General features: G+C 72.5%; 23 protein-coding genes. 10 read left to right on the forward strand and 13 right to left on the reverse strand.

The features are described 5' to 3' along the window. Positions 1-119 precede the first annotated feature (119 nt). On the forward strand, positions 120-572 hold the full coding sequence (locus tag Athai_RS25665) for a hypothetical protein (protein ID WP_203963870.1): 453 nt from the start codon (positions 120-122) through the stop codon (positions 570-572). A 108-nt stretch (positions 573-680) separates the two neighbouring features. Here the strand turns inward: Athai_RS25665 and Athai_RS25670 are convergent, their stop codons facing one another. The 5 genes from Athai_RS25670 to Athai_RS25690 all read right to left on the reverse strand — a co-directional run bounded on the left by Athai_RS25670 (position 681) and on the right by Athai_RS25690 (position 4,609). Further along, the gene (locus tag Athai_RS25670) at positions 681-1,625 is read right to left on the reverse strand and encodes a malate dehydrogenase (protein WP_203963871.1); all 945 of its coding nucleotides are present in this window, start codon (positions 1,623-1,625) and stop codon (positions 681-683) included. A 54-nt stretch (positions 1,626-1,679) separates the two neighbouring features. Beyond that, entirely contained in the window at positions 1,680-2,552 is an 873-nt protein-coding gene (locus Athai_RS25675) for a bifunctional methylenetetrahydrofolate dehydrogenase/methenyltetrahydrofolate cyclohydrolase (RefSeq protein ID WP_203963872.1), read from the reverse strand. 58 nt (positions 2,553-2,610) lie between these two features. Continuing rightward, positions 2,611-2,877, reverse strand: coding sequence for a UBP-type zinc finger domain-containing protein (locus Athai_RS25680; protein ID WP_203963873.1), 267 nt, complete (start codon positions 2,875-2,877; stop codon positions 2,611-2,613). 367 nt (positions 2,878-3,244) lie between these two features. Further along, a complete protein-coding gene (locus tag Athai_RS25685; RefSeq protein WP_203963874.1) occupies positions 3,245-3,856 on the reverse strand; it encodes a pentapeptide repeat-containing protein in 612 nt (203 codons plus the stop codon). A 48-nt stretch (positions 3,857-3,904) separates the two neighbouring features. Then, a complete protein-coding gene (locus Athai_RS25690; protein ID WP_203963875.1) occupies positions 3,905-4,609 on the reverse strand; it encodes a TetR/AcrR family transcriptional regulator in 705 nt (234 codons plus the stop codon). Positions 4,610-4,756: 147 nt separating this feature from the next. Between Athai_RS25690 and Athai_RS25695 the strand changes: the two genes are divergently transcribed. From Athai_RS25695 to Athai_RS25705, 3 genes are all read left to right on the forward strand, one after another. Continuing rightward, positions 4,757-6,202 carry an MFS transporter gene (locus Athai_RS25695; RefSeq protein ID WP_239157166.1) on the forward strand — a complete coding sequence of 482 codons (1,446 nt, stop codon included), beginning with the start codon at positions 4,757-4,759 and terminating at the stop codon, positions 6,200-6,202. 152 nt (positions 6,203-6,354) lie between these two features. Next, complete coding sequence (locus Athai_RS25700) at positions 6,355-6,861, forward strand: helix-turn-helix domain-containing protein (protein WP_239157167.1); 507 nt, start codon at positions 6,355-6,357, stop codon at positions 6,859-6,861. Positions 6,862-6,905: 44 nt separating this feature from the next. Continuing rightward, a complete protein-coding gene (locus Athai_RS25705) occupies positions 6,906-7,493 on the forward strand; it encodes a PIN domain-containing protein (protein WP_203963876.1) in 588 nt (195 codons plus the stop codon). 122 nt (positions 7,494-7,615) lie between these two features. On the opposite strand, the gene Athai_RS25710 is transcribed toward Athai_RS25705, so the two are convergent. The 5 genes from Athai_RS25710 to Athai_RS25730 form a co-directional block, all read right to left on the reverse strand. Continuing rightward, positions 7,616-9,895 (reverse strand): DUF6923 family protein, encoded by a 2,280-nt coding sequence (locus tag Athai_RS25710; RefSeq protein ID WP_203963877.1) that lies wholly within the window; start codon positions 9,893-9,895, stop codon positions 7,616-7,618. 116 nt (positions 9,896-10,011) lie between these two features. After that, positions 10,012-10,869, reverse strand: coding sequence for a Gfo/Idh/MocA family oxidoreductase (locus Athai_RS25715; RefSeq protein ID WP_203963878.1), 858 nt, complete (start codon positions 10,867-10,869; stop codon positions 10,012-10,014). Next, positions 10,866-11,699 (reverse strand): carbohydrate ABC transporter permease, encoded by an 834-nt coding sequence (locus Athai_RS25720; protein ID WP_203963879.1) that lies wholly within the window; start codon positions 11,697-11,699, stop codon positions 10,866-10,868. The genes Athai_RS25715 and Athai_RS25720 overlap by 4 nt, the downstream gene beginning before the upstream one ends. A 12-nt stretch (positions 11,700-11,711) precedes the next feature. After that, positions 11,712-12,638, reverse strand: a complete 927-nt coding sequence (locus Athai_RS25725) for a carbohydrate ABC transporter permease (RefSeq protein ID WP_203963880.1) — start codon at positions 12,636-12,638, stop codon at positions 11,712-11,714. Positions 12,639-12,747: 109 nt separating this feature from the next. Next, the gene (locus Athai_RS25730) at positions 12,748-14,016 is read right to left on the reverse strand and encodes an ABC transporter substrate-binding protein (protein WP_203963881.1); all 1,269 of its coding nucleotides are present in this window, start codon (positions 14,014-14,016) and stop codon (positions 12,748-12,750) included. A gap of 362 nt (positions 14,017-14,378) precedes the next feature. Between Athai_RS25730 and Athai_RS25735 the strand changes: the two genes are divergently transcribed. From Athai_RS25735 to Athai_RS25745, 3 genes are read left to right on the forward strand one after another with little or no spacing between them, the layout of a single operon-like run. Continuing rightward, on the forward strand, positions 14,379-15,398 hold the full coding sequence (locus tag Athai_RS25735) for an NAD-dependent epimerase/dehydratase family protein (RefSeq protein WP_203963882.1): 1,020 nt from the start codon (positions 14,379-14,381) through the stop codon (positions 15,396-15,398). Continuing rightward, entirely contained in the window at positions 15,398-16,474 is a 1,077-nt protein-coding gene (locus Athai_RS25740) for a dihydrodipicolinate synthase family protein (protein ID WP_203963883.1), read from the forward strand. The genes Athai_RS25735 and Athai_RS25740 overlap by 1 nt, the downstream gene beginning before the upstream one ends. Then, a complete protein-coding gene (locus Athai_RS25745; RefSeq protein WP_203963884.1) occupies positions 16,471-17,757 on the forward strand; it encodes a helix-turn-helix domain-containing protein in 1,287 nt (428 codons plus the stop codon). The genes Athai_RS25740 and Athai_RS25745 overlap by 4 nt, the downstream gene beginning before the upstream one ends. A gap of 417 nt (positions 17,758-18,174) precedes the next feature. Here Athai_RS25745 and Athai_RS25750 read toward each other — a convergent pair whose 3' ends face one another. Both Athai_RS25750 and Athai_RS25755 read right to left on the reverse strand, forming a co-directional pair. Then, positions 18,175-20,130, reverse strand: coding sequence for a PQQ-binding-like beta-propeller repeat protein (locus Athai_RS25750; protein ID WP_203963885.1), 1,956 nt, complete (start codon positions 20,128-20,130; stop codon positions 18,175-18,177). Continuing rightward, positions 20,127-22,235, reverse strand: coding sequence for a ligand-binding sensor domain-containing protein (locus Athai_RS25755; protein ID WP_203963886.1), 2,109 nt, complete (start codon positions 22,233-22,235; stop codon positions 20,127-20,129). The genes Athai_RS25750 and Athai_RS25755 overlap by 4 nt, the downstream gene beginning before the upstream one ends. A 252-nt stretch (positions 22,236-22,487) precedes the next feature. Between Athai_RS25755 and Athai_RS25760 the strand changes: the two genes are divergently transcribed. From Athai_RS25760 to Athai_RS25770, 3 genes are read left to right on the forward strand one after another with little or no spacing between them, the layout of a single operon-like run. Continuing rightward, positions 22,488-23,738 carry a DegT/DnrJ/EryC1/StrS family aminotransferase gene (locus tag Athai_RS25760; protein ID WP_203963887.1) on the forward strand — a complete coding sequence of 417 codons (1,251 nt, stop codon included), beginning with the start codon at positions 22,488-22,490 and terminating at the stop codon, positions 23,736-23,738. Continuing rightward, entirely contained in the window at positions 23,728-24,453 is a 726-nt protein-coding gene (locus Athai_RS25765) for an amidohydrolase family protein (protein ID WP_203963888.1), read from the forward strand. The genes Athai_RS25760 and Athai_RS25765 overlap by 11 nt, the downstream gene beginning before the upstream one ends. Next, the gene (locus Athai_RS25770) at positions 24,450-25,217 is read left to right on the forward strand and encodes an amidohydrolase family protein (protein ID WP_203963889.1); all 768 of its coding nucleotides are present in this window, start codon (positions 24,450-24,452) and stop codon (positions 25,215-25,217) included. Before Athai_RS25765 ends, Athai_RS25770 begins: the two co-directional genes overlap by 4 nt. 179 nt (positions 25,218-25,396) lie before the next feature. Here Athai_RS25770 and Athai_RS25775 read toward each other — a convergent pair whose 3' ends face one another. Then, the gene (locus Athai_RS25775; protein ID WP_203963890.1) at positions 25,397-26,416 is read right to left on the reverse strand and encodes a dihydrodipicolinate synthase family protein; all 1,020 of its coding nucleotides are present in this window, start codon (positions 26,414-26,416) and stop codon (positions 25,397-25,399) included. Positions 26,417-26,424 lie beyond the last annotated feature (8 nt).

The raw sequence follows: 26,424 nt of genomic DNA on the forward strand, positions 1-26,424 counted from the left end.
GGTGGGGTGGGGGCAGCTCCAGCACCCGGACGCCGGGCCGCCGGATCGCCCCGGGCGCGCCCGTCGGGCAGGTTGGAGAGGTCAGGTACGACGCCGTTCCGCACCCCAGGAGCACGAAGATGAGCGCCCCGTCCACCGTCGCGACCCACCTGCTGTGGCCCGAGATCCTGCCGATCGACGACATCGATCGCCGGATCGCCCGCGACTCGGCCCGCACCGCGTACCAGCGCAACGACCTCGACGCCGAACGCTACGCCCGCGCGCTGAACCGGATCGGCAGCGCCACCAACCGCGGCCACCTCAGTGCGGCGCTGCGCGGCGTGCCCGTCACGCCGTACCCGCCGGCCGGCCTGTTCCTGGCCATCCGGCTGCTCACCGGGCTGACCCTGGTGTCGACCGCGGTACAGATCGTGATCTGGCTGATGATCGGCCTGATCGGCGGCTGGGACGCGCCGTGGTGGCTGTGGTCCGCGATCCCCGGCGCGTTCGTCGTGTTCTGCCTGTGGTGCGCCGCCGAGGGACCGCGCCGCAGCGCCCGCGGCCAATACCAGCTCGCGGCGACCCAGCGCTGAGCGGATCCGCGGCCCGGCGCGAACCCGACACTCCGCGGCGAACCGGCACCGAACCCGACACCCGACGCGGTGGCCAACCGGCGCCGAACCCGACACCCGGCGGCCGGATCAGCGCAGCCTCGCCTGCCGCTCCCGGAGGGTGTCCGCCGCCTCGGTCAGCGCCGCCAGCTCCGACTCGGCCAGCGGCGTCGTCACGACCCGGCGCACCCCGGTCACCCCGAGCTCCACCGGCACCCCGAGATACACGTCGGCGATGCCGTACTCGCCGGTCAGCCACGCGCAGGCGGGCAGCACCGCGCCGGTGTCCCCGGCGATCGCCCGCGCCATCGCAGCGGCCGCCGCGGACGGCGCGTGGTACGCCGACCCGGTCTTGAGCAGCGCCACGATCTCGCCACCACCGGTACGGGTCCGCTCGGTCAACGCGTCCAGCGCGTCCGCGTCGACCACCTCCGCCAGCGGCCGGCCATCCACGGTCGACCGCGACGGTACCGGCACCATCGCGTCGCCGTGCGACCCGAGCGTGAGGGTACGAACCGACGAGACCGGCACACCGAGCTCATCCGCCACGAACGTGCTGAACCGAGCCGAATCCAGCACCCCACCCTGGCCGATCACCCGGGACGGCGGGAACCCGGTGACCCGCTGCGCCAGCGCGGTCATCTCGTCCAGCGGATTGGTCACCACGATCAACACCGCGCCGGCCGCATGCCGGGCGATCTGCGCCGCCGCGTCCCGCACCACCGCCGCATTGGTGTCCAACAGCTCCTGCCGGCTCATCCCCGGGGTGCGCGGCACCCCCGCCGCGAGCACCACCACATCCGACCCGGCCAGCACGTCGTACCCGTCGCCACCGCGACCGGTGGTGCGCCCCACCACATGCGTCTCGAACCCGACGATCGGCCGGCACTGACCGATGTCCAGCGCCAGCCCCTCGGCCCGGCCCTCCACCACGTCGGTCAACACCACCGTGTCGAACGCGTCGCACTCGGCCAACCGGTGCGCCGTCGTCGCGCCGTACGCACCGGCACCGATCACCGACACCTTGCCGGCCATGCCCACCTCCCCGGCGGCCCGGAACCGGCCGCCACGGCCGATCCGAGCGGTCGCTCAGCCGAGCCGCGCCTCGGCGGCCTCCACCACGTTGGTCAGCAGCATCGCGCGAGTCATCGGGCCGACACCACCGGGCATCGGGGCCAGGTAGCCGGCGACCTCCCGGACCTCCGGGTGCACGTCACCGACCAGCTTCGCCTTGCCGGACTCCTGCGGTACCCGAGTGATACCCACATCCAGCACGGCCGCGCCGGGCTTGATCATGTCCGCGGTCAGCAGGTGCGGCCGGCCGGCCGCGACCACCACCACGTCGGCGTTCCGGGTGTGTGCCGCGACGTCCCTGGTACCGGTGTGGCACAGCGTCACCGTGGCGTTCTCGCTGCGCCGGGTCAGCAGCAGGCCGAGCGGCCGGCCCACCGTGGTGCCGCGGCCGATGATGGTGACCTCCGCGCCGCGCAGGGCCACCCCGTACCGGGTGAGCAGCTCCACGATGCCGCGCGGCGTGCACGGCAACGCGCCGGCCTCGCCCAACACCAGCCGGCCCAGGCTGACCGGGTGCAGCCCGTCGGCGTCCTTGACCGGATCGATCCGCTCCAGGATCGCCTGGGTGTCGATCTGGTCCGGCAGCGGCAGCTGCACGATGTAGCCGGTGCAGGCCGGGTCGGCGTTCAGCTCGTCGACCGCGCGCTCGACGTCCGCCTGCGTCGCGTCGGCCGGCAGGTCGCGGCGGATCGAGGTGATGCCGACCTCGGCGCAGTCCCGGTGCTTGCCCGCCACGTACGCGTGCGAACCGGGGTCGTCACCGACCAGGATGGTGCCCAGCCCCGGAGTGCTGCCCCGCTCGGTCAGCGCCTTGACCCGCGCCCGCAGCTCGTCCTTGATCGCCGCAGCGGTCGCCTTGCCGTCGAGAATCGTCGCCTGCTCGCTCACACACCGCAGTCTGTCACGGTCCCGGACGGCCACCGACGCCGGTCGGCCGACCGGCAGCTCAGCCGACCAACTCGTCGGGAAAGCACCAGCGCCACGACTCGCCCGGCTCGGCCGAGCGCACCACCGGATGCTCGGTGTGCTGGTAGTGGCGGGTCGCGTGGGTGGCCGGCGACGAGTCACAGCAACCGACATGACCACAGGTCAGGCACAGCCGCAGGTGCACCCAGTCGTGCCGGCCCTCGGCCAGGCAGTCGGTGCAGCCGGCCGGCGTCTGCGGCGGCGGGTCGGGCTGCTCGGCCGCCTGGTCCATGTGAATACAGGGCATGTGCGTATTCCTCCCCGGGGAGACATCCGCTCGGTCCTGACGGGGGGTTGGGGGGCACTCAAAGGCTCATAGATCACGACCCGCCCCTCCCGACGACATTCGCTCGCTTCGGACGGGACGATCGGGGGAACCCACAGGCCCAACGATCACCACCGACCCCGACGACATTCGCTCGCTTCGGACGGGACGATCGGGGAGACCCGCAGGCCCAACGATCACCACCGACCCCGACGACATTCGCGCTCCCGGACGGGACGATCGGGGAACCCGCAGGCCCAACGATCACCAGACATTCGCTTGCTCCGAGTGCGCCGGCGTCCGGGTGCTCTGGGGCGAGAGTACGGGGTGGGGCGGCGCGACGTCGCCGTTACGCCTCGACGACCGCGCCGTACGAGCTGGCCACCTGGACGGCCTGGCCGAGATCGATGCGGGCGCCGGTGAGATCGAGCCCGCGCAGCGCGACCGCGGTCAGGTCGGCTCCACGCAGGTCCGTGTCGACCAGCTTGACGTGCGACAGCTTCGCGTACCCGAGGTCGGCGTCGCGCAGGTCCGCCCGGCTCAGGTCGGACTCGGACAGGTCGGCCTCGCGCAGCCGAACCTTGCGCAGGTCGAGCCGGCCGAGGTCGTGCCCGCGCAGCGACACGTACGACCAGTCGCCGCCGCGGACGGTCAGCGGTCGCAGCGTGCAGCCCAGGAACGTGCTGCCGGTCAGCTTGCAGTCGTCGAACGTGACGCCGAACAGCGACGCCGCTCGCAACGTGCAGTGCAGCAGCGCGCACCGGGTCAGCACGGCGGCGTTCAACCGGGCCCCGACGAAGGTGCACCGTTCGAAGGTACACGCGGTCGCGGTCAGCTCCGTCAGGTCGGCCTCGACGAACTCGCAGTCGACGAAGCGCTGCCGCTCGACCGTCGCGCAGGCCCAGTCTTCGTGGTCGATCCGCTCACCGACCCGCTCCGGTCGTTCGTCCTCGTCGGTCATGCGGTGCAGCATGCCACCGGGCGGTGACATTTCGGCGCCGCCAGCGGGTCACGGCAGGTACTTGGCGACCCCGTCCAGGATCATGTCGAGGCCCTGCTCGAACCGCTCGTCGGAGCCGCCGGACATCAGCGCGTCCACCATCGACACGATGTGCGGGAAGCGCTCGGCCGGCAGCGTCCGCAGGTATTCGGCGGCCTGGTCCAGGTGGGCGTGCGCCTCCTCCTCGGTCTTCCAGCCCTTGGCGTAGTAGTACGCGCCCTCCAGCACGTCGGCCGTCACGTACAGGGCGAGCCGGTCGACGGCCCAGGCGACGATCTGGTCGGGCAGCCCGGCGCCGCGCAGGATCGCCAGGTACGACTCGGTGACCCGCATGCTGTTCGGCGCGAACGGGAACCCGGTCATCGCGACCCGGGCGAGGTCGCGGTGCCGGCGCAGCGCGTCCCGGCCGGCGCGGGCGATCCGCCGGGCGCCCTGCTGCCAGTCGGGTTCGGACACCGCGCGCTCGGCCTCCTCGACGGTCTCGCCGACCACCGCGTCCAGCATCAGTTCGTACAGTTCGTCCTTGTTCGCGACGTGCGCGTAGAGCGATGCGGGCCCGGTACCGAGTTCCTGCGCTACGCGGCGCATCGAGACGGCGTCCAACCCCTCGGCGTCGAGCACCCGGATCGCGGCGGCGACGATCGCGTCCTGGCTGAGCGGCTGGCGCACCGGCCGCTTTCCGGTGCGCCAGGGTGGCGCCGGGATCTCGGTCATGCTCTTCCCTCCGCGGACTGCGTCGGCATGTCCCTCCTCACATCGACGCGGACACGATACCAGTTGACGCGATCACCATTCGCACCGTAGAACGGTAGTCGAGTTACGAACACCGTTCGTTCCACGATCAATGTACGGAGAGCCTTCATGACCATGACCGAAACCGGCAGCCACCTCGCGGCGCCGCCCGGGTACCGCTGGCGCTGGCTCGGCCTCGCCGTCGTGCTGTGCGCCGAGGTGATGGACCTGCTGGACAGCACCATCACCACCATCGCGGCGCCGGGCATCGCGCACCGGCTCGGCGGCGGCACCACGTTCATGCAGTGGCTCGGCGCCGCCTACACGCTGGCTTTCGCGCTCGGGCTGATCACCGGCGGCCGGCTCGGCGACCTGTACGGGCGGCGCCGGATGTACCTGCTCGGCGCGGTCGGCTTCACCGCCGCCTCGGTCGCCTGCGGGCTGTCCACCGGCCCGGCGATGCTGATCGCCTGCCGTGCCGCGCAGGGCGCGTTCGGCGCGATCCTGATCCCGCAGGGACTGGGGCTGCTCAAGGACATGTTCGGCCCGAAGGACCAGGCCAAGGCGTTCGGCGCGTTCGGGCCGGTGATGGGGCTGTCCGCGGTCGGCGGGCCGATCCTCGCCGGGGTGCTGCTCGGCGCCGACCTGTTCGGCACCGGCTGGCGGTCGATCTTCCTGATCAACCTGCCGATCGGGCTCGCCGGCATCCTCGGCGCGGTCCTCTTCCTGCCCTCGGTACGGCCGACGCGCGGGCAGCGGCTCGACCCGGTCGGCATGCTGCTGGTCGGCGCCGGCCTCGTCGCCCTGCTGTACCCGCTGGTGCAGGGGCGCGAGCTCGGCTGGCCGTGGTGGAGCTTCGCGCTGCTCGGTCTCGGTGCCGCGCTGCTCACGGTGTTCGCCGCCCACCAGGTCGCGCGAAGCCGCGCCGGCCGGGACCCGCTGGTACTGCCGGCGCTGTTCCGGCGGCGCTCGTTCACCGGCGGGCTGATCCTCGGCGTGGTGTTCTTCACCGCGGTGATGGGCGTGACCCTGGCGTTCGCGCTCTACCTGCAGCTGGGGCTGGGATACAGCGCGCTGCGGGCCAGCCTGGCCAGCGCGCCGAACGCGCTGGGCATCGTGGCCGGCAGCATCGTCGGCGGCGCCGTCGCCGGCCGGCTCGGCCGCCGCGTCCTGCACCTCGGTGTGCTGGTGATCGCCGTCGGCCTGGCGGCCCTGGCCGGGCTGCTCGCCACGGTCGGCGCCGGCCTGGCCTGGTGGCACTTCGCGCCGGCCCTGCTGGTCCTCGGCTTCGGCCTGGGTACCGTCTTCGCGCCGCTGTTCACGTTCGTCCTCGGCGACGTGGCCGGCGACCACGCCGGCGCCGGTGCCGGGCTGCTGAACGCGGTGCAGCAGGTCGCCACCGCCACCGGTACCGCGGTGCTCGGCACGCTGTTCTTCGGCCTCGCCGGCCCGCGCCCGGACGCCGCCGACTGGACCGCCGCCCTGCGCACCACGATCCCGGTCGCGATCGCGCTGCTCGCCGTCACCTTCGCCCTGGTCTTCCTCCTCCCCCGGCACGCCTCGGACCAGGGGTAGCGGTGGACCAGACCGCTCCGATAGGTCGCCGACCAGCATCGAGGCTCGACGGCCACCCGCATCGGCGACGCCTCGCCGCCACGAGGATCCTCTTCCCTCGTTTGACCGAACAGTCGGTTGCGTTTCTTTCGAATTTGGGTGAGGCTGAGGCTATGACCACGACGGCAGCAAGAGTGATGGACGAGCAGACGATCCTGCCAGAGGCCACCGATCACGCGACCGTTGTCAACCTGCTCCAGGTACTTCGTCAGCGTGGGGTGGAGGTTCCAGAAGCACACGCCAAACTAATCGGCGCAGACGGCACTGCCATCGAGCTGCCGCCCCGCCTGCACGAAGTCCTGGTCAAGGCGGTGGAGGCGCTGGCCAGCGGGTACGCGATCACTATCGCTCCCCAACACACCACGCTCACAACGCAGCAGGCCGCTGACTTCCTCGGCGTCTCGCGCCCAACCCTGACGAAGATGCTCGAAGCAGGGAAGATCCCGTTTGAGAAGCCCAACATGCACCGCCGCGTCAAGCTCGCAGACTTGATTGACTACCAGCAACGGCGGCGCAGCGAGAGGCGCAGTGCCCTGAGGCAGTTGACGCAGGACAGCATCGACATGGGGCTCTACGATGCCCCCTTGCCATCCGTTGAACGGCCAGATAACACGGAGTGATCCGCTTCTGGCAGAACGCCCTGTAGGACGAATAACCTACCTGTGTGCCTTTCTCCGCCCTGCTAGACGCGAACGTCCTGATTCCTAGCTGCCTTCGCGACACGCTCTTGCGCATCGCGGAGGCAGGCTTGTATCGACCGCTGTGGTCTGTCGGCATCCTGGACGAAACCAGACGTCACATCCTCGAACTCGCACCGACTGCCACCAAGTCCAGCGTCGACCGCATGTTCCAGTGCATGAACGCCGCTTTCGACGATGCCCTCGTCGAGGGCTACGAGCCGATCGTGAGCAGCATGAAGAACAACGCGAAAGACCGGCACGTGCTGGCAGCAGCGGCCGTTGGGCGAGCTGACGTGATCGTCAGCGACGATCGGAACGGTTTCCCAACGTCGGCGTGCGCCCCCTTCCACATCGAGTGCCTGGACCCGGATGACTTTCTCCTGCATCAGTTCGACCTGGCGCCGCAAACGGTTACATCGGTCATTCGAGAGCAGAGCGCCGACACCGGCAAAGCAGGCAAACCAGCGATCCCGGTTTCCGAACTCCTCCAGAATCTCGCCAGGTGCGGTGCGCCGGCCTTCACTCACCGAGTGTCCCGTGAGTTCCCAGACACGTCAGCGCCCCACCAGTAGTTGACCAACGGATGAGCGCTCTGCGTCGTGGCCGGGCAACACGACGCCGGAAGCGAGATGATCCTCCGACCGCGAGTGGGCGGTGGCATCGGCGAGCGCGCTCGCCGATGCCACCGTGGTGCTCAGCTCACCGCGGAGCGGGCCGCGGCGGCGACGATCCGATCGCCCTCGTCGGGAGTCACGGACTCGTTGTCCACCAGGGCATCGACCGAGCTGGTGACCGCGGCGACGTAGCTGCCGTGGTTCGGCCAGTTCGCGTCCGGGTCGGGGAGCCGGTCGGTGACCGTGCAGCCGTCGCCGACGAACCGGTTGGGTACGCCGCTGTCGACGTCGCCGGCCCAGACCGTGCCGCGCAGGTCGGAGCTCGGGCAGGCGTCGGCCGGCGGGGTGTAGGCGGCCAGGTGGGTGCGGTCGACGCTGCCCGCCGGCTGCAGCAACGTGTACAGCGTGCCGTCGGCGGCCGGCGCCAGCCGCAGCAGCCCGCCGGAGTGCAGCACCCGCGCGGTGCCGCCCAGCGAGTCGACCACGAACAGCCGGCCGCCGGACACCCCGTACAGCATGCCGTCCCGCCAGACCAGCGCGCCGTCCTGGGCGCCGGTACCGCCGGTGAACACCGGGATGCGGCGCACCACCTGGTGCGTGTCCGGGTCGAACACGAACACGGTGCCGTCGGCGAGCCCCCACAGGTCGTGGTCCGGGCCGACGGTCAGCGCGGTGATGCTCTCGGCCCCCGGCACCGGCGTGTACTCGGCGGTCCTGGTGCCGGTCGCCGGGTCGTAGCGGAACAGCTTCGCCTCGGTCGCCTTCGGCTCGGTGCCCTGGCCGCCGTCGATGCTGGAGCCGCCCCAGACCGCGTCGCCGACCGGCAGCAGCGATGCGACCGTCTGGTCGGGAACGATGTTGCGGTGCACGGCGAGCTCGCCGGTGTCCAAGTCGTAGACGCTCAGCGCACCGCCGTACACGCCGTAGCCGGGCGTGGTGCCGACGTAGACCCGGCGCCCGTGCGGTACCACCGCCACCGGGCGGTTCTGTTCGTCGCTGTCCACCAGGGCGAACAGCTTGCGCGGGTTGTCGGCGCCGGCCGGGGCGTGCGGATCCCACACCGACAGCTGCCCGTACGGGTAGATGCCGAAGTAGACCTTGCCGTCGTCGCCCCAGGCCCAGTCCTCCACCTGGCCGAGTCGCGGCGCGGCGGCGGTCTTCCCGGTCGCCGGGTCGTACCTGCCGGCGGTGCCGTTCAGGAACGCGTCCACCAGCACGGTGCCGTCGGTGGGGTCCGGCAGCACGTTCATCAGCGGCACCGGTACGTACCGCAGCGGCGACGACCACTGGGTCAGCGCGTTGGTGGCCGGGTCGAACCGGAACGTGCCGCCCGAGTAGTTGCCGGCCAGGCCGTACAGCGCCGGCCCGGTCGGGTCGTCGACCCAGCCGTACCCGATGGCCGCGCCCCGGCTGACCCGCGCACCGGTGTCGGTCAGCGTGTCGGTGGCCAGGTCGTACCGGACCAGGTGCAGGGTGCTGGTGGTGAACCAGACGGCGCCGTCGTGCGCCGGGGACACGCCGCGGGCGGACAGCGGGAACTGGTCGACCGTGGCACCGGACGGGTCGGTGAAGTCGAGCTGGTTGCCGGTCTTCGCGTCGAACACCACCAGCTGGCCGTGGTCGTTGCCGAACACCTTGCCGCCCGCGTAGTCGAGGTCGGAGAGTTCGGTACCGCCGAAGCCGGCCGGGGTCAGCTCGGTCACCGCACCGGAGTCGACGTCGATGCGCAGCAGCCGCGCCTTCGGCGTCGCCAGCCCGACGAACAGCGCCCGGTCGTCCGGGTCGTACGCGGTGGACCGGGCGTACTGCTGCACGTCGTCCAGCGAGCCGTAGTCGGTGACCTGGCCGTCGGCAGGGTCGTAGCGGAACGCGTGCGCGTGCGGGTACGTGCCGCCGTACACGCTGCCGTCGTCGCCGGCGGACAGGCCGTACAGGAACTGCTCGCCGCCGATCGGCTGGCCGAGGTCGGTCACCGTGCCGTCGGCGGGCGTGTAGCGGTAGAGGTGCGCGTTGGAGTAGCTGCCGACGTACACGCTGCCGTCGGAGGCGACGGTGATCGCCCACGCGCCGGCCGCGCCGGGCAGCGGTACCGCCCGCTTGAGCGTCCGGCTGTGCACGTCGACGACGTTGAGTTCGGCGTTCTCGCCGGCCGGTACCGCGTAGAGGACGTCGGAGCCGTCCGGATCGTGGCCGACCGCGCCCTGCATCACGGTCAGCGAGGTGAGCGGGGTACCGAGGTCCCGTACCGGATCGGCGCCGCCGGCGTGCGCGGTGCCGGCGAGGGCGAGCGGGGCGAGGAGCGCGAGTACGAGGGGGACGAGGCGGAGTCTTCGCACGGTACCGGTGTCGTGTCGTCGCACGGTGATCCCTTCTCGGAAGCGGAGCTCCGCGCGGCGGCGGAGCCTGGATCAGGGCTGTGCTCGATCCGGCGCCGCACCCGATCGAGCGCCGTGCCCGATCGAGCGCCGTGCCCGATCTAGGGTTGTGCCAGCTGTTGCGCCACGGCGGCGAGGAACCGCACCGGCCGCGGCAGGTCGTCGAGCGGTAGCGGCGGGGTGCCGGTCCGCACCATCTCGAAGAACGCGTCCAGCCCCGGATGCAGGTAGTCCGGGCTCAGCTCCAGTGCGGTACCGACGACCTCCGCATGGCCGGTCACCTGCACGTGGAACGGCACCGGCGGGTCGGTCGGCGCAACGAACTGGACGGTCACCGCGGTTCCGCCGACGACCGCGGTGGCGACCACGATCCCGTCGCCGGTCTGCACCCGTACCGGCCCGACCGGCCCCGGCGCGAGCAACAGTGCCAGCTCGACCGGGTGGGTGCCGTAGAAGTGGATCCCGGCGTACCGGCTGGCCGGATCGGCCGGCCCGGTGGCCACCACGGCGCGCGGCCGGACGCGCCGCACCGTGGCGAGCGCCGGATGCCAGCGCAGCGCCGAGTACGAGGTGAGCGGCGCGCCGTGCCGCCGGGCCGCGGCGACCATCGCCTCGGCGTCGGCGGGATCGGCGGCGAACGGCTTGTCCACCAGTGTCGGCAGCCCGGCGGTCAGGAACGGCAGCGCCTGCCCGGTGTGCCGGCGGGCGTCCCGGTCGGCGACGACCACCGCATCGACCAGCCCGAGCAGCTCCTCCGGCGCTCCGACCACCCGGTCGATGCCGAGATCGCGTACCCGCTCGTCCGGCGTGGCCGGCGCGACCGCCACCACCCGGGCCGGGCCGGCGCGGTGCTCGGCGTTGCAGTACCGGACGACGTGGTCGACGTGCGAGCTCTCGGTGCCGACGATGCCGACCCGCACCTCGTCGCTGCGCCGGCCACTCCGCGCGGCGCCGCTCACTTCAGCCCGCTCATCGTCACGCCGCGGACGAAGTACCGCTGCAACAGCACGTAGACGAGCAGGATCGGCAGGAACGTCAGTACCGCGCCGGCCATCGTCACGGTCAACGACGAGTCCTGCGCCTGCAGACTGTTGAGCCCGACGGTGAGCACGTAGTGGTCCGGCGAGCGGGTGGCGACCAGCGGCCAGAGGAAGTCGTTCCAGTGCCACAGGAACACGAACACGCCGAGGGTGGCGAGGATCGGCTTGGTCTGCGGCAGCACGATCTGCCAGAACAGCCGGATCTCGCCGGCGCCGTCGATCCGGGCCGCCTCGATCAGCTCGTCCGGGATGCCCATGATGAACTGCCGCATCAGGAACAGCGCCTGGGTGTTGGCCAGTGTCGGCACGATCAGGCCCCACAGCGTGTCCAGCCCGTCCATCTTCGAGATCAGGATGAACTGCGGGATCAGCGTCAGGTGGTAGGGCACCATCAGGGTGGCCAGCAGCGTCCAGAACATCGCGTTGCGGCCGAAGAACCGTTTCTTGGCGAACGCGTACGCGGCGAACGACGCGAACACGAGCACCAGCACGACGCTGATCACCGAGTACGCCGCGGTGTTCAGCATCCAGCGCACCACCTGCGCGTGCGCCAGCACGTCGGCGTACGCGCCGAAGTTGACGTGGAACGGCAGCAGCGCGTCCGGCAGCGACAGCGACCGCCCCTTGCGCAGCGACAGCACGATCATCACGTAGAACGGGATGATCGTGGCCACCGCGACGATCGCCAGCGGCAGGTGCGCCCACAGCCGCCGCCGGTTGCGTCGCGACTTCCGGGCGACTCTATCCACAGTGGACACTATTCAGTCCTCCCGGAACAGGCGCCGCTGCACCAGCGACACGATCAGGGTGATGGCGAACAGCACCACACCGGCGGCGCTGGCGTAACCGAAGTCGAAGTAGTGGAAGCCCTGGTCGTAGACGAAGAACACCAGCGAGTAGCTGGACCGCACCGGGCCGCCGCCGGTCATCACGTAGATCACGTCGAAGACCTGGAAGGACTGCACGATCTCCAGGATCACCACGAAGAACATCGCCGGCTTGAGCTGCGGCAGGGTGATGTGCCAGAACCGTTGCCAGGCCGAGGCACCGTCCAGCATCGCCGCCTCGGAGTACTCCTGCGGGATCGCGAGCAGCCCGGCGAGCAGGATGAGCATGTCGTAGCCGAAGCGGGTCCACACGCTGAGCAGGGACAGCGACGGCAGCACCGCCGCGCCGGACGACAGCCACGGCACCGGCCCGATGCCGAGCAGGCCGAACAGCCCGTTCAGCGGGCCGTGCTCGGCGTACAGCCACTGCCAGATCACGCCGCTGGTGACCAGGCTGGTGATCACCGGCAGGAAGTACAGCGCGCGGTAGACCCGGATGCCGCGGATCGAGCGGGCCGACAGCTGCGCCATCGCCAGCGCCACGACCAGCGTCAGCGGCACCGCGATCACCGTGTACACCGCGGTCACCCGCAGCGCGTTCCAGAACAGGTCGTCGGTGAACAGCCGCTGGAAGTTGTCCAGCCCGCGCCACTCGAGGATCCCGGTGATCTGGTACTTCGCCAGGCTCAGCGCCATCCCGGCGAGCGTCGGCAGGATCCGGAAGACCAGGAACAGCAGCAGGTACGGTGCGACGAACAGCAGCGCCATCCCGCTGCCCGAACGCCGCATCCGGCTCCAGCGGGACGGGCGCGCCGGTCGGCCGGCAGCCGGCTCGGTCCGCGGCGCGGTCTGGGTCGTCATGTGCCGCTCCTGTTCTCCGGGGCCGCCACGGAAAGGATCGACGCCGTCCGGTGGGAACCCCTTGCCGATGCCGCCGCCCGGACCGTGATCCGGGCGGCGGCGTGCCGGGTCAGCCCCGGGCGAGTTGCTTGTTGGCGTCCTTCTCGGCGTCCGCGAGCGCCTGCTTGACGCTGACCTTGCCGAGCAGCGCCGCCTGCAGGTGCGGCTTGATGACGTCCATCAGCTGCCGCGGTGCGGCGGCGTTGGTGACGCCGGTCTTCATGTCACCGAGGTACTTCTCGCTCTCGCCCACCAGCGGCTGGTCGGCCAGCAGGCTGCCCTGCGAGGTGCGCGTGGACGAGTAGCCGTGGTCCAGGTCGAACTGCTTGAGCTGGCTCGGCGAGCTGATCCACTGCACCCACGCCTTCGCGGCGGCGGCGTTCTTCGACCCGGACAGCACGCTCAGCCCGCCGACCGTGCCGTACGAGACCGACTTGGACTCCTGCAACGGCGCGGCGACCTGCCAGTCGCTCGCCTGGTACCCGGGGCAGATGGTCACCTCGGCGGTGGCGCTGGCGAACCCGAACGCCGCTTTGCCGGTGCACAGCACGCTCTGGTCCGGTTTGGGGGTGACGGTCAGGCTGTCCTTCGGGACGTAACCCCGGTCCACCAGCGTCTTGACGAACGTCAGCGCCTTGACCCCGGCCGGCGAGTTGAACGCGGCCTTCTTCCCGTCCGGCGACAGCACGGTGCCGCCGGCCTGCCACAGCAGCGGGTAGAAGGTCTGGTTCAGGGTGGCGTCCGGCGAGGCCACGTAGTCGGTGAGGTACAGGCCCTTCTTCTTCAGCTTGGCGCCGTCGGCCAGCGCCTCGTCCCAGGTCGCCGGCGGCGCGTCGATACCGGCCTTGGCCAGCACCTTCTTGTTCGCCACGGTGGCCGTCACCGACATCAGCATCGGCACGCCGTACAGCTTGTCCTGGTAGGTCATCGCGGCCAGGGCGTTCTGCCGGAAGTCGCCCTTGTCCTTGGCCACCACGTCGGACACGTCGGCCAGCGCCCCGGTGTTGGCGTACTGCGGGATCTGGTCCGGGATCAGGTACACCACGTCGGGGCCCTTGCCGCCGGCGATGGCGGTGGTCAGCTGCTCGTCCCGGTTCGCCCACGGCTGGACGACGACCTTGACGTTCACCTTGGAGTACTTCTTCTCGAAGGCCGCGATCCTGGACTTCCACCAGGTGTTCTCGATCTTCTCGTTGATCGGGTAGATCCACATGGTGACCGTGCCGGACACCTTGCTGGGATCGGACGGCACCTTCGCGTCCGAGCCCGAGCTGCATGCGCTGGCGGTCACCGCCAGTACGCCCGCGACCAGCGCCGCGGCCATTGCCCGTACTCGCATTGCCTGCACTCCCTGTCCGTGACTCGCTTGGATGGCCGCGTCGAAGCAGGTACCGAGGTTGCCGGCGACCGGCGCGGCCGGCAGCACCGGGGCGAGGCCCCACAGCCGAAGACCCGCGGACCTGAGAGGCGGTGAGTCCTCAAACCAATTACGGTCGTGCCTGAAGTCACGATGAACATAGCTAGGCTCGGATGTGCGGTCAATACCTGCGGCAACAGTGACCGTGGAGCGGGAACCGTTGACGCGCCGTCGAGCAGCGGATACTTTCGGCGCAGCCCTTATTCTGGAGGAGCGGGCGCCCGGTGGCACCGACGCCGGACCCACCCCGGCCCCTCCCCCAGCCCGCAGTGGAGGAGATACCGATGACGGCGCTGCGCACGCTGATCGCCCGCCGGGTCCACGAGCCGGACGACCGGCTCATCGAGCAGCTCGGCCACACCGACGGCGACCTGGTCGTGCTCGGCGCCGCCGGCAAGATGGGCGTGAGCCTGGCCCGGATGGCCGCGGAGGCGTTCGCCCGGCTCCCCGGCGGCCGCCGGGTGCACGCCGTGTCCCGGTTCTCCGACCCGCAGGCCCGCACCGAACTCGACGAGGCCGGCGTGCACACCGTCGCCGCCGACCTGACCGACGAGGCGGCGCTCGCCAACCTGCCGGACGCGCCGAACGTGGTGTACATGGTGGGGCGCAAGTTCGGCACCGCCGCCGACGCGGCGACCACCTGGGCGCTCAACACCTACCTGCCGGGCCGGGTGGCGCAGCGCTACGCCGGCACCAACTTCGTCGCGTTCTCCAGCGGCAACGTCTACCCGCTGGTGCCGCCGCACTCCGGGGGCGCCGACGAGACCGTCGCGCCGGACCCGGTCGGCGAGTACGCGCAGTCCTGCCTCGGGCGGGAGCGGGTGCTGACCCACCAGGCGGCGGCGACCGGCAGCCGGCTCGGGATCATCCGGCTCAACTACGCCATCGACTGCCGGTACGGGGTGCTCACCGACATCGCCCGCGCGGTGCGCGCCGGCGAACCGGTCGAACTGGGCAACGCCGCGGTCAACGTGGTCTGGCAGGGCGACGCCAACCGGTACGTGCTGAGCACGCTCGCGCACCTCGGCAGCAGCCCGCTGGTGCTCAACGTGACGGGCCCGGAGACGGCCTCGGTGCGCTGGCTCGGCACCGAACTCGGCCGCCGGCTCGACCGCGAGCCGGTGTTCAGCGGCGCCGAGGCCGACACCGCGCTGCTGTCCAACGCGGCCCGCTGCTTCGGCCTGTTCGGTTACCCGTCGGTCAGCCTGGCCGAGATGCTCGACTGGACCGCGGCGTGGCTGCTGGAGGGCGGCCCGCTGCTGGACAAGCCCACCCACTTCACCGAGCGCGCGGGCAAGTTCTGATGTACGACGAGGAGAAGCGCAGCCGGCTGCGCGACGGCATGGTCATCCCGGCGCACCCGCTGGCGCTCACCGCGGACCTGCGGCTGGACGAACCCCGGCAACGCGGCCTGACCCGGTACTACCTGAGTGCCGGCGCCGGTGGGGTCGCGGTCGGCGTGCACACCACCCAGTTCGAGATCCACCACAACGGGCTGTACGAGCCGGTGCTGCGGCTGGCCGCCGAGGAGGCGGCGGCGGTGGCCCCGGATCCGGCCGGCGGCAGCCGGGCGCTGCTCGTCGCCGGGGTGCTCGGCCCGACCGAGCGCGCGGTCGCCGAGGCGCGGCTCGCCGCCGATCTCGGCTACGACCTGGCGCTGGTGGCGATGAACGGCTGGGGCGACGCGCCCGAGGCGGAGATCCTCGCCGGCGTCGCCGCGGTCACCGAGATCCTGCCGGTGTTCGGCTTCTACCTGCAGCCGACGATCGGCCACCGCAGCTTCGGCTACGAGTTCTGGCGCCGCTACGCGGGGCTGCCCGGGGTCGAGGCGATCAAGATCGCACCGTTCGACCGGTACGCCACGATCGAGGTGATCCGCGCCGTGGTGGACGCCGGCAGCGCCGACCGGATCGCGCTGTACACCGGGAACGACGACAACATCGTCGCCGACCTGCTCACCCCGTACCGGTTCGGCGGCAGCACGGTGCACATCGTCGGCGGGCTGCTCGGCCAGTGGGCGGTGTGGACGCCGGCCGCGGTGGCGCTGCACGCCCAGGTGCGCGCGATCGTGCGGGCCGGCGCGCCGGTACCGCTGGACCTGCTGGCCCGCGCCGCCCAGCTCACCGACGCGAACTCCGCGGTGTTCGACGCCGCGCACGGCTTCGCCGGCAGCATCGCCGGGGTCAACGAGGTACTCGCCCGGGAGGGGCTGCTCGCCGGCAACTGGTGCCTGGCCGACGCCGAACGGCTGTCCCCCGGCCAGGCCGACCAGATCGGCCGGGTACTCACCGCCTACCCGGACCTGACCGGCGGCGACGTCCCGGCGGCGCTGACCACCGGGACGGCCGGGCCGGTGAGGGACGGTACGACCATCCGATGACATGGCACGATGCGGGTGTGATGACCAACCCCCGGTATCAGGCGGAGGTCCGGGCCACGGTCGGGGTGGTCGGGCCGCCTGACCTGGTGCCGCTGGTCCAGCAGGTGGCCGCCCGGGACTTCCCGCAGCTGGAGCTGCGGCCGCTGCCGTACCAGAACGAGTCGCAGGCGGCGGACATCGTCGCCGACCGCCCGCCGGAGGTCGACTCCTGGCTGTTCACCGGCGCCATCCCGTACACGCTGGCGCAGCAGGCCGGCGTGCTGGACCGGCCGGCCACCTACATCACCTACAGCGGCGCCACCCTGTACCGGGTGCTCGTCGAGCTGCTGTCCAGCGGGCGCGCCGTCGACACCATCAGCATCGACACCCTGGACCGCGACCAGGTGGTGGAGGCGTTCCGGGACGCCGCGCTGCCGGTCGAGGGGGTCCGGGTGATGGAGTACCGGCCGGGGCGGGACGCGGCCCAGTTCGCCGACTTCCACCGGGCTGCTGCCCGTGGCGCCGCGAGCAGCGTGGCGATCACCTGCGTTCGCTCGGTGTACGAGCAGATCCGCGGCGACATCGAGACGGTACGGCTGGCCCCGGCGATCGTGTCGGTCCGGTCCGCGCTGCAGACGATCATGCTGGCCTCGGCCGGGCGGGTGCACGCCGACGCGCAGGTGGTGCTCGGCTTCATCGACCTGTCCGAACCCGACCAGGAACTCGCCGACGACATCACCGCGCTGGCCGGCAGCCTGTTCACCCTGCAGGAGGGGCGGTACCTGCTGGTCACCACCCGCGGCGTGCTGGAGGGCGCGACCGGCGGCTTCCAGCGGCTGCCGCTGCTCGCCGCGCTGAGCCAGCGACACATGTGGGCGCACGTCGGTTGCGGGGTCGGCCGGTCCGCCGCCGAGGCGGAGGCGCTGGCCCGCCGGGCGCTGGCCCGCTGCCGGGCCGCCGGCCCGTTCGCCGCCGTGGTGTCGCTGGGCAACGGCGGCGACATCATGCTCGGCGGTGTCGACCCGGCCGAGGCGGGCCTGGACGAGCCGGTACCGGTCGGGGTCGCCGCGCGCCGTTCCGGCCTCTCGAAGGCGAACCTGGACCGGCTCAAGGCCATGCTGTACGAGCGGGGCGCCGACGGGGTCACCGCGTCCGACGTGGCCGAGGCGCTGGACATCGAGCCGCGCTCGGCCCGCCGGACGTTGAAGCGGCTGGAGCGGGCCGGGGTGGCGCAGCCGATCGGGCGGGTGATGGCCGGGACGACCGGGCGACCGCCGACCATCTACCGGGTCCGCCTCGGGTGAGGCTCTGACCGTCCGGGGTGATGGTCCATCTCTGTGCGCTGAGGTGTGCCCTGGAGCGGTGGTGCAAAGGCCACCTCTGTTCGCGGTCTGAGCCCGCGTGGGGGAATGCGAGGAGAGGGCTTCGCCCCCTCCTCGCGCTCCTTCCCCGTCAAGGGGCCTTCGCCCCTTGACCATCCCCCGTCGGGGGAACGGTGACGAGGTCCGGACGCCGCCTGGCCTTCTCGGAATGTCGGGGGCCGGTGCTCGCCGTCGGGGAGCCATGCCGCTACGGGGCTCGCGTCGGGGAGCCATGCCGCTTCGGGTCTCGTGCTCGGGCCTCGTGCTTCGCGCCTCGGGCCTTCGGTGCTCGTGCTTCGGCGTTCGGTGTGCGGGGTCGGGTGGGTGTGTGTCCGTTGTGGACACACACCCACGTGGGGGTCAGAGCCAGAGGCGGATGAGGTTGCGGTGGCGGAGGGTGTAGAGGGAGCGGCCGTCGGGGGCGGGGGCGAGCATGGGTGGGCCGTACGTTTCGGCGGCGAGGTCGTCGAGCAGCGTGGTCGTGGTGCCGTCGCCGTTGACCCGGAAGATGCGGTCGCCGGTGGCGCCGTAGAGCTGGCCGCGCGCGGTGACCAGGGTGGCGCCGGCGCCGACGTCCACGGTGGACAGCACGGTTCGGGTACCGGGGTCGAAGGCGAACAGGGTCCCGGTGTCTGTGGTGCCGTAGAGCGTGCCGCGCCACAGCGCCAGGTCGGTGATCTGCCCGGCACCCGGTACCGGCGTCAGCTGCCAGCGCACCGTGCCGCGGCGCAGGTCGAACGCGGACAGCGTCGCTTCCTCGACGATCGGGTCGGTACCCAGGCTGTTGCGGATCTCGCTACCCAGGTAGGCGGTGCCGCCGGCGGCGGCGACCGAACGCACCGACTGGTCCGGCAACACACCGCGGTACACCCGCACCGCGCCGGTGCGCGGATCGAAGCAGGCCAGCGCCCCGCCGTACTTGCCGTAGTCGGCTTCGGTGGTGACCAGCAGCTTGCCCACCGCCGGGTCGTACACCGCGTCGGTCGGCCGGGTCTGCTCGTTCGCCACGTCGCCGACCTGGTGCAGCCCGGTACCGTCCGGCGCGACCGAGAACAGCCGGGCCAGGGTGTACACGCCGAGGTAGACCTGCCCGCCGACCGGCGTCATGGTCTTCGCCTCGCCGGCCAGGAACGTCCGGTGGCTGACCCCGGTGGCGAGGTCGTGCACCTGGACCCCGGCCTTGCCGCTGACCAGGACCCGGTCGTCGGTCGCGGTCACCTGCATGGCCAGCTCCGGCGCCGGTGGTAGCCCGGCCGCGGTCAGGTCGGTGCCGTCGAAACTGCCCGACGCCGCGTCGTAGTCGACGAACGTACTGGTCAGCTCCGCGGTCACGGCATCGTCGGCGCCGACCATGATGCGGTTGAAGTACGCCCCGTCGTACGGCGAGCCGAGCCGGGTGACGGTGTCGCCCGCCGTGTCGTAGCGCCACAGCACGCCGGCCGGCCGGGTACCGAGGTAGATCGAGTCGCCGTGCACGGTGATCGCGGTGACGTAGTGCTCGGCCGGGTCGGCCTGCACCTCGACCGGGTGTGCCAGGTCGTCCAGCCGGAACACCAGCATGGTGCCGGTCGGCGACAGTCCGGCGGCGAGCGTGTCGCCGGACAGCGCCAGCGTCGCCACGAACGTACGGTTCGCGTACTGGGCGGGCAGCACGTCGGTACGGTCGCCGGTGGCCCGGTCGATCGCGATCAGGTGCGCGTGCGTGCCGACGCCGGCGAAGATCGTGGTGTCGGTCGCCGCGATGCTGCGCGCGTACTGTTCGCCCGCGACCGCGGCGCCGTAGCCGCGGGTCTGGCCGGTGGCCGGGTCGTAGCTCCAGACCCCGGCGTCCGGGTAGGTGCCGGCCACGATCGTGCCGTCCGGGGCCGCGGCGATCGACCAGACGAACGAGCCGAAGTGCGCCACCCTGGTCACGGTGCCGGTCGTCGTGTCGATCCGGTACAGGTCACCCGGCGCGTACGTGCCGACGTAGAGGTCGGTGCCGACGTGCGTCATCGCCCAGGTGCCCTCGCCGGTCGGCAGGTCGACGGTGCCGGTGATCCGGTGGCTCGCCGGGTCGAACGCGGCCACCTGCACCGGCGACACCCCGGACGTGGCGGTGTACACCAGGTCACCGACCGGCTCGGCCACCCCGGTCGAGGTGACCTCGGAGGCCGGCCCCAGGTCGTCCACCCGCCCCGCGGCGCTCGCGGTACCGGCGTCCGGCGGCGCCGGCTCGGCCGCGGCCGGGCCGGCCACGACCGACGCAGCGGCGAGGCCGCCGATCAGCAGCGCCGCGACGATCCGCCGCAGCTGTCCGATCCTGCCGCGGCTCATCCCGGCACCACCCGGTAGACGCGGGTGTTGGCGCCGAGGAAGGCGGTGCCGTCCGGGGCGACCGCGAGGTAGTCGGCGTCGGTGTCGAGCACCGTGCTCACCGTGAGGTCGGCGCGCGCCACCCGGTGCAGCGCGCCGCCGGCCAGGACGAGGAAGGTGTCCGACCCGGCGTGGTAGCCGAGCCGGCCGGTGCCGGTGGCGACCGCGACCTGGCGGGTCACGGTACGGCTGGGCAGATCGAAGGCGAACAGGGTGCCCGCGGCGAGCCCCCACACGCCGCCGTCGGCGTCGACGGCCAGGCCGTCGACCGACTCGGCGCCCGGTACCGGTACCGCCTCGAACGTCTTCGCCTCGGCCACCGGGTCGAAGCCGAACAGCTTCGCCTCGGTCTGCGTCGGCGCCGGCACCGAGTAGCCGCCGTGGATGGAGGTGCCGCCGACGATCGTGCCGCCGGTGTACGCCAGCGACACGATCGACTGGTCGGTGACCACCGGCCGGTGCACGCTCGCCGCGTTGGTCGCCTTGGCCACCACCACCAGCGCGCCACCCAACGTCGTGTTCGGCATCGTGCCGTACGCGACGTGGTCGCCCGCGTCGACGCTGGCCCGGGCCCGTACCTGGTCGTGGTCGTGCAGGTCGACGACCTTCACCGGGTTGTCCGGGGTGCCGGCCGGCCCCGGCGAGTACTCCGCGCTGCTCCACGGCTGGCTCGGGTCGTACCGGTAGAGCCGGGCGTCCGGGTAGGTGCCGAGCCAGATCGAGTCGCCCAGGTCGAGGACGCTCTCGGTCTGCGCGAACCGGTGGAACGTCGGCGATCCGGTCTGCGGATCCAGCTGTGCGAGCCCGCCGTTGAGGTACCCGCCGGCCCACAGCCGCCCGGTGGCCCCGACCGCGAGGCTGGCCAGCGGGATCGGCTCGCCCGGGAGGTCGGTCGCGCTGAGTTCCCCGGCGCCGGTCTTCGGGTTGTAGCGGAACATCTCGCCGCGCCACAGCAGCCCGACCAGCGTCCGTCCCGGGTGGTCCCGGTCGGGCAGGTCGACCCAGCCGATGCCGCGGTTGTTGACCACCCGGCCGGCGAACGTCAGCCCGGTGCCGACCTCGGTACCGGTGCGCGGCAGCAGCCCGGTCAGTTCCCCGCCGCGGGTGTAGTAGACCAGGCCGCCGGGCCCCGGCTCGGACACGTCCAGCCCGGCGACGTGGTCGCGCAGCGGCCCCCAGCTCTGCCGGCGGGTGTCCCAGATCCCGAGGCTGCCGTCGATGGCGGAGCCGAACCGGGCGTACACCAGGCCGCGGTAGGCGTCCAGGTCGTACACGGTGCTGCCGGCGCCGTCGCCGACCTCGGCCGGCAGCGGCAGCTCGCGGCGGGCGCCGGTGACGATGTCGATCTCCACCAGGTGCGCGTCCGGCTGGGTACCGACGTACAGCTTCCCGCCGTCGGTGGCGATGCTGCGGGCGTACGACATGCCCGGTACGACCGTGCCGTAGTCGCGCACCGCGCCGGTCGCCGGGTCGTAGCCGAACGCGCGGGCGTGCGGGTAGGTGCAGCCGTACACGACGCCGGCGTCGTCGACGGCCAGCCGCCAGACGTACGACTCGCCGGGCAGTGGCTGGCCGAGGTCCTCGATCTCGCTCTGCCGTCCCGGCGGCCGGCGGAACAGCTGCCCGGTGCCGTACGCGCCGACCCAGACGGTGCCGTCCGGACCGAGCGCCACCCCGTAGGACCCGGGGGCCCCAGTCAGCGGCTGGCTGGAGACGGTCTTCGCGGTACGCGGGTCGACCGCGACCAGGTGCGCCGGGTCGCCGGACACCGCCGACCACAGCACCGGCCGGCCGTCCGGGCCGGGGCCCACGGCGCCGCCGATGGCCAGTACGTCGGAGAGCGGGATGCCGAGGTCGGCCAGCGTCGCGGCGGCGGTCGCGGGTGCCGGACCGGCGAGGGCCGGGCCGGTGAGGGCGGCGCCGGGCAGCGCACCGGCCGCGACGGCGCCGCCGAGGGCGACAACGAAGGTACGGCGGGACAGCCGCCCGCTCAGTTCGGGGTGCGGTTCGCCGCGGCGGGGAGCGGCGGACGCGTCGGGGTGGGGAGCGTGTCGGGGTGTGGGCACGGTGCCTCCAAGACCACGAGCTCGATGGTGCCTTATTGCCAATTAAGGTCATGGCTCAAATGGTTCGCTGCAGGACGGTAGCGCCGGTGCGGACATGCGGTCAATGGGACTACCTGCCGCCTTCCCCTTGCCTGGCCTTACGGTCGCGACCATAATCGGCCGTACCTGCCGGCCTGCAGCACGCCACCACCGACCCGCCCGGCGCACCTGCGCGCTGCCGACCCGCCGGCCGGCCGAGCCGCAGGAGGCACGATGACGCTCGCCCTCGACGGCGGCACACCGGTACGCGACACGCCCTTCCCCACCGTCTCGGACGCGTCCGGCCGGACCTTCGGCGCCGCCGAGGCAGCCGCCGCGGCCCGAGTCGTCGCGTCCGGCGCGCTGTGGCGCGTCACCGGCACCGAGGTCGACGCGCTGGAGCGCGAGTTCGCCGGCTACCTGGGTGTCGGGCACGCGGTGGCCAGCACGTCCGGTACCGCCGCGCTGCACCTGGCGGTCGCCGCGATCGACCCCGAGCCCGGAGACGAGGTGATCGTCCCGCCCATCACCGACTTCGGCACCGTGATCGCCGTACTGGCCTGCAACGCGGTGCCGATCTTCGCCGACGTCGACCCGGTCACCGGCTGCCTCACCGCGCAGACCGTCGCGGCCAAACTGTCCGAGCGCACCCGGGCCGTCCTCGCGGTACACCTGTTCGGCGGGCCGGCGCCGATCGACGAGATCGTCGCGCTGTGCCGGCCGCGCGGCGTCGCGGTCATCGAGGACTGCGCCCAGGCGTACCTGACGGTGCCGGCCGGCGGCACCACCTGGGCCGGCACCCGCGGCGACATCGGCTGCTTCAGCCTGCAGCAGTCCAAGCACATCAGCGCCGGCGACGGCGGGCTGACCGTCACCGACGATCCGGCGCTCGCCCGGCGGATGCGGCTGTTCGCCGACAAGGGCTGGCCGCGCGACACCGGCGAGCGCACCCACCTGTTCTACGGCCTCAACTACCGGATGACCGAACTGGTCGGCGCCGTCGCTCGGGTGCAGCTGACCCGGCTGGCCGGCGTGGTCGCCGCCCGCCGGTCGGTGGCCCGCCGGCTGGTCGACGGTCTCGCCGACCTGCCCGGCCTGCGGCTGCCCGCGCCGGCCGAGATCGAGCGGCACAGCTTCTGGCTGTTCCCGATGCTGCTCGACCCGGACGTCGCCGGCGCCGACAACGCCCGCTTCGGCGCCGCGCTGGCCGCCGAAGGCATCCCGGTCACCGCCGGCTACCTGGACCGGCCCGTCTACCTCAACCCGGCGCTGACCGAACGGCACGTCTTCGGTACCTCCGACTTCCCGTTCACCTCGCCGCCGGCCCGCACCGAGATCCGGTACGCGGCCGGCGACTGCCCGGTCGCCGAGGACCTGATCGGCCGCACCCTGCTCGTGCTGCAGTGCAACGAGCGGTTCACCGAGCGGGACGTCGACGACATCGTCGAGGCGGTACGGAAGGTGGCCAAGCATCATGCGCGCTGAGCCGATCCGGTACGACTGCGACACCCTCTGCGGTACCTGGCCGGCCCGGGCCGAGCTCGACTTCCGCCCCGAGGCGGTACGCGCGAAACTCACCGCCGCCGGCATCGAGACCGGGCTGGTCTGCTCCGGCCGGGGCGCCTGGTTCGACGACATCGACGGCAACACCGAGACGCTCGCCGCCGGTCCCGGATTCGTCCCGGTCGGCACGATCAACCTGCGGCACGCGCTGCGGGCCGAGGCCGAGCTGGACCGGATCCGCGCCGCCGGAGTACGCGCGGTGCGGCTGTTCGGTCCGCTGCAGGGCTGCGAACCGGTGTTCCCCGGCTACCGGCACGTCGTCGACGAGGTGCTGGCCCGGGGTCTGCTGCCGCTGGTGGAGGGCGACATACGCAGCTGCTGGCCGGCGTTCGCCGACCGCGGCGCGCGGGTGGTGTTCCTCGACGTACACGCGTACCACCTGGCCGACTTCGTGCTGCTGGCCCGGCGCGAGCCCGGCTTCGTCGCGTCCACCCGGCTGTTGAACGCACCCGACTCGATCGAGACCGTCGTGGGCGAGGTGGGGGCCGGCCATCTCACGTTCGGCTCCCGCACCCCGCTGCACGACACATCGCCGGCGGTGCTGCGGATGCGGCACGCCCGGCTGTCCGACGCCGACTGGGCCGCCGTCACCGGCGGCACCCTCGAAGCCCTCCTGAAGAACAGGGTGAAGCCGTGAAGAACCATCCGGTGATCGACGTGCACGGGCACTGGGGTCCGTGGTTCTTCGCGATGGACATCGGCGACGTCGCCGAGAACCTGCGGGTGATGGACGAGTGGGGCATCAGCCTGCAGATCGTCTCCGCGTCCGAGGCGGTCACCTACGACGCGCCCGGCGGCAACGCCCGGCTCGCCGAGATCCTCGCCGCGAACCCGCGGCTGCGCGGCTACCTGGTGGCGAACCCGAACGATCCGGCCGCCACCGAGGCCGACCTGCGCCGGTACGCCGGCACGGGGCTGTTCTGCGGCGTCAAGATCCACACCGGGTACCCGCGCCGGGAGATCTCCTCGCCGCAGATGCGCGACACGTTCGCGCTGCTGAACGAGTACGCGGCGACGATCCTGATCCACACCTGGGGCGGTGACGTGCTCGACCTGCCCGGCCTGCTCGCCGCCAACCCGCGGCTGCGGGTGATCGCCGCGCACATGGGCGCGAACCGCTGGGACCTCGCCGCCGAGGCCGCCCGCGACTGCGACCGGCTCTACCTCGAACCGTCCTGCTCGATCACCGACGCCGGCCAGGTCGCGCACGTCGCCGCCCGGGTACCGGCCGGGCAGCTGCTGTTCGGCACCGACGCCACGCTGATCGACCCGGCGGTGTCGTTCGGTCAGGTCGAGGACGCCGCGCTGGACCCGGCCACCGCCGAGGCGCTGTACTGGCGCAACGCCGCGGCACTGTTCGACCTCGCCGCCCCGGCCGAAGCCGCGTACGCCGCCCGGTGACGGACCGCATTCCGGCCGCCGCCGCGGACCGCAGCGGGGTGGCCGGCGATGACCGCCCCGGTGAGGCCGCCGCCGACCCCAGCGCGGTGGCCGGCGGTGACTGCCCAGGTGGGGCCGCCGCGGGCCGCCGCGGGGTGGCCGGCGGCGAGTGCCCCGGTGGAGCTGCCGCGCGCCGGCGGTCAGCCGCCGACCGCGTCCCGGTAGGCGGCGGCGACGGCGGCGCGCTCGGCCGGGTCCGGCCGGACCCCGTGCGGGTCGTGCGCCGACGCCGCCGGGATGATGCCCTCGCGCTCGGCCGCCCAGAGCATGCGCTGCACGTACCCGTCCATCGGGTCGCGGAACACCGCGGCGGCGAACCGGTCCAGCCGCCGCGCCGCCACCACGAACGCCGCCGTCTCGCCGGCGAACCAGGCGTGCACCAGCCGGGCGGACAGCTCGGCGACCGCGGCCGCCACACCGACCAGCGCGGCATCCGCGCCCCAGAGCAGCGACGGGCCGAACATCCGGTCCTCGCCGGTGATCGCGAGCGCACCGCCGGCATGGATCGCCGCGATCGCGTCCTGGCAGGCCACCGCGTCGTACAGGGTGGCCAGCTTGACGCCGAACACCTCCGGCCGCGCCGCCAGCTCGGTCAGCAGCGCCGGCGGGTAGCTGACCCCACCCGCCTCGGGGTACAGCAGGAAGCCGGTCACCGGCAACCCGGCCGCGGCGGCCACCTCGGCGTGCAGCCGGATCGTCCGCTCCGCCCGGGTCTGCGGTGCGCGCAGGCTCGACACCGGGTAGACCATCAGCGCGTCCGCGCCGCCGGCCGCGGCCCGCTCGGCCAGCCGGGCGGTCGCGGCGCACTGGCTGGCGAAGTCGTCGCCGGTGCCGGCCGGCGGGCCGACCGCGGCGAGCAGCGGCCCGTCGGTCGCGGCCCGGAACGCGGCGAGTACCGCGTCCCGCTGGGTGTCGGTGAGCTCCAGGCCACGGGCGGTGTGCGCCCAGACGCAGACGCCGTCGACCGCGCCGGCGATGGCCGCCGCGTACCGGTCGAGGTCGGCGGGGGCGATGTGCGCCGATTCGTCCATCGGGGTCACCGGCGCGGCGATCAACCGACCGCGGATCGCCTCGGTCAGCCGCGGCGTCGTGTCGGCCAGCTCGTCGCCCACCCGCTCCCCCTCCCGGTCCCCGGACGTGTCCTGCCCGAATCCTGCCATCCGAAGGG

The organism is Actinocatenispora thailandica, assembly GCF_016865425.1.
In the GTDB taxonomy this organism is placed as follows: domain Bacteria; phylum Actinomycetota; class Actinomycetes; order Mycobacteriales; family Micromonosporaceae; genus Actinocatenispora; species Actinocatenispora thailandica.

Excerpts from the sequence above, each read along its gene's own strand:
- Athai_RS25665 (WP_203963870.1), top strand. The coding sequence starts at position 120 with ATGAGCGCCCCGTCCACCGTCGCGACCCACCTGCTGTGGCCCGAGATC.
- Athai_RS25670 (WP_203963871.1), bottom strand. The coding sequence starts at position 1,625 with ATGGCCGGCAAGGTGTCGGTGATCGGTGCCGGTGCGTACGGCGCGACG.
- Athai_RS25680 (WP_203963873.1), bottom strand. The coding sequence starts at position 2,877 with ATGCCCTGTATTCACATGGACCAGGCGGCCGAGCAGCCCGACCCGCCG.
- Athai_RS25685 (WP_203963874.1), bottom strand. The coding sequence starts at position 3,856 with ATGACCGACGAGGACGAACGACCGGAGCGGGTCGGTGAGCGGATCGAC.
- Athai_RS25690 (WP_203963875.1), bottom strand. The coding sequence starts at position 4,609 with ATGACCGAGATCCCGGCGCCACCCTGGCGCACCGGAAAGCGGCCGGTG.
- Athai_RS25695 (WP_239157166.1), top strand. The coding sequence starts at position 4,757 with ATGACCATGACCGAAACCGGCAGCCACCTCGCGGCGCCGCCCGGGTAC.
- Athai_RS25700 (WP_239157167.1), top strand. The coding sequence starts at position 6,355 with ATGACCACGACGGCAGCAAGAGTGATGGACGAGCAGACGATCCTGCCA.
- Athai_RS25725 (WP_203963880.1), bottom strand. The coding sequence starts at position 12,638 with ATGACGACCCAGACCGCGCCGCGGACCGAGCCGGCTGCCGGCCGACCG.
- Athai_RS25730 (WP_203963881.1), bottom strand. The coding sequence starts at position 14,016 with ATGCGAGTACGGGCAATGGCCGCGGCGCTGGTCGCGGGCGTACTGGCG.
- Athai_RS25735 (WP_203963882.1), top strand. The coding sequence starts at position 14,379 with ATGACGGCGCTGCGCACGCTGATCGCCCGCCGGGTCCACGAGCCGGAC.
- Athai_RS25740 (WP_203963883.1), top strand. The coding sequence starts at position 15,398 with ATGTACGACGAGGAGAAGCGCAGCCGGCTGCGCGACGGCATGGTCATC.
- Athai_RS25745 (WP_203963884.1), top strand. The coding sequence starts at position 16,471 with ATGACATGGCACGATGCGGGTGTGATGACCAACCCCCGGTATCAGGCG.
- Athai_RS25750 (WP_203963885.1), bottom strand. The coding sequence starts at position 20,130 with ATGAGCCGCGGCAGGATCGGACAGCTGCGGCGGATCGTCGCGGCGCTG.
- Athai_RS25760 (WP_203963887.1), top strand. The coding sequence starts at position 22,488 with ATGACGCTCGCCCTCGACGGCGGCACACCGGTACGCGACACGCCCTTC.
- Athai_RS25765 (WP_203963888.1), top strand. The coding sequence starts at position 23,728 with ATGCGCGCTGAGCCGATCCGGTACGACTGCGACACCCTCTGCGGTACC.
- Athai_RS25775 (WP_203963890.1), bottom strand. The coding sequence starts at position 26,416 with ATGGCAGGATTCGGGCAGGACACGTCCGGGGACCGGGAGGGGGAGCGG.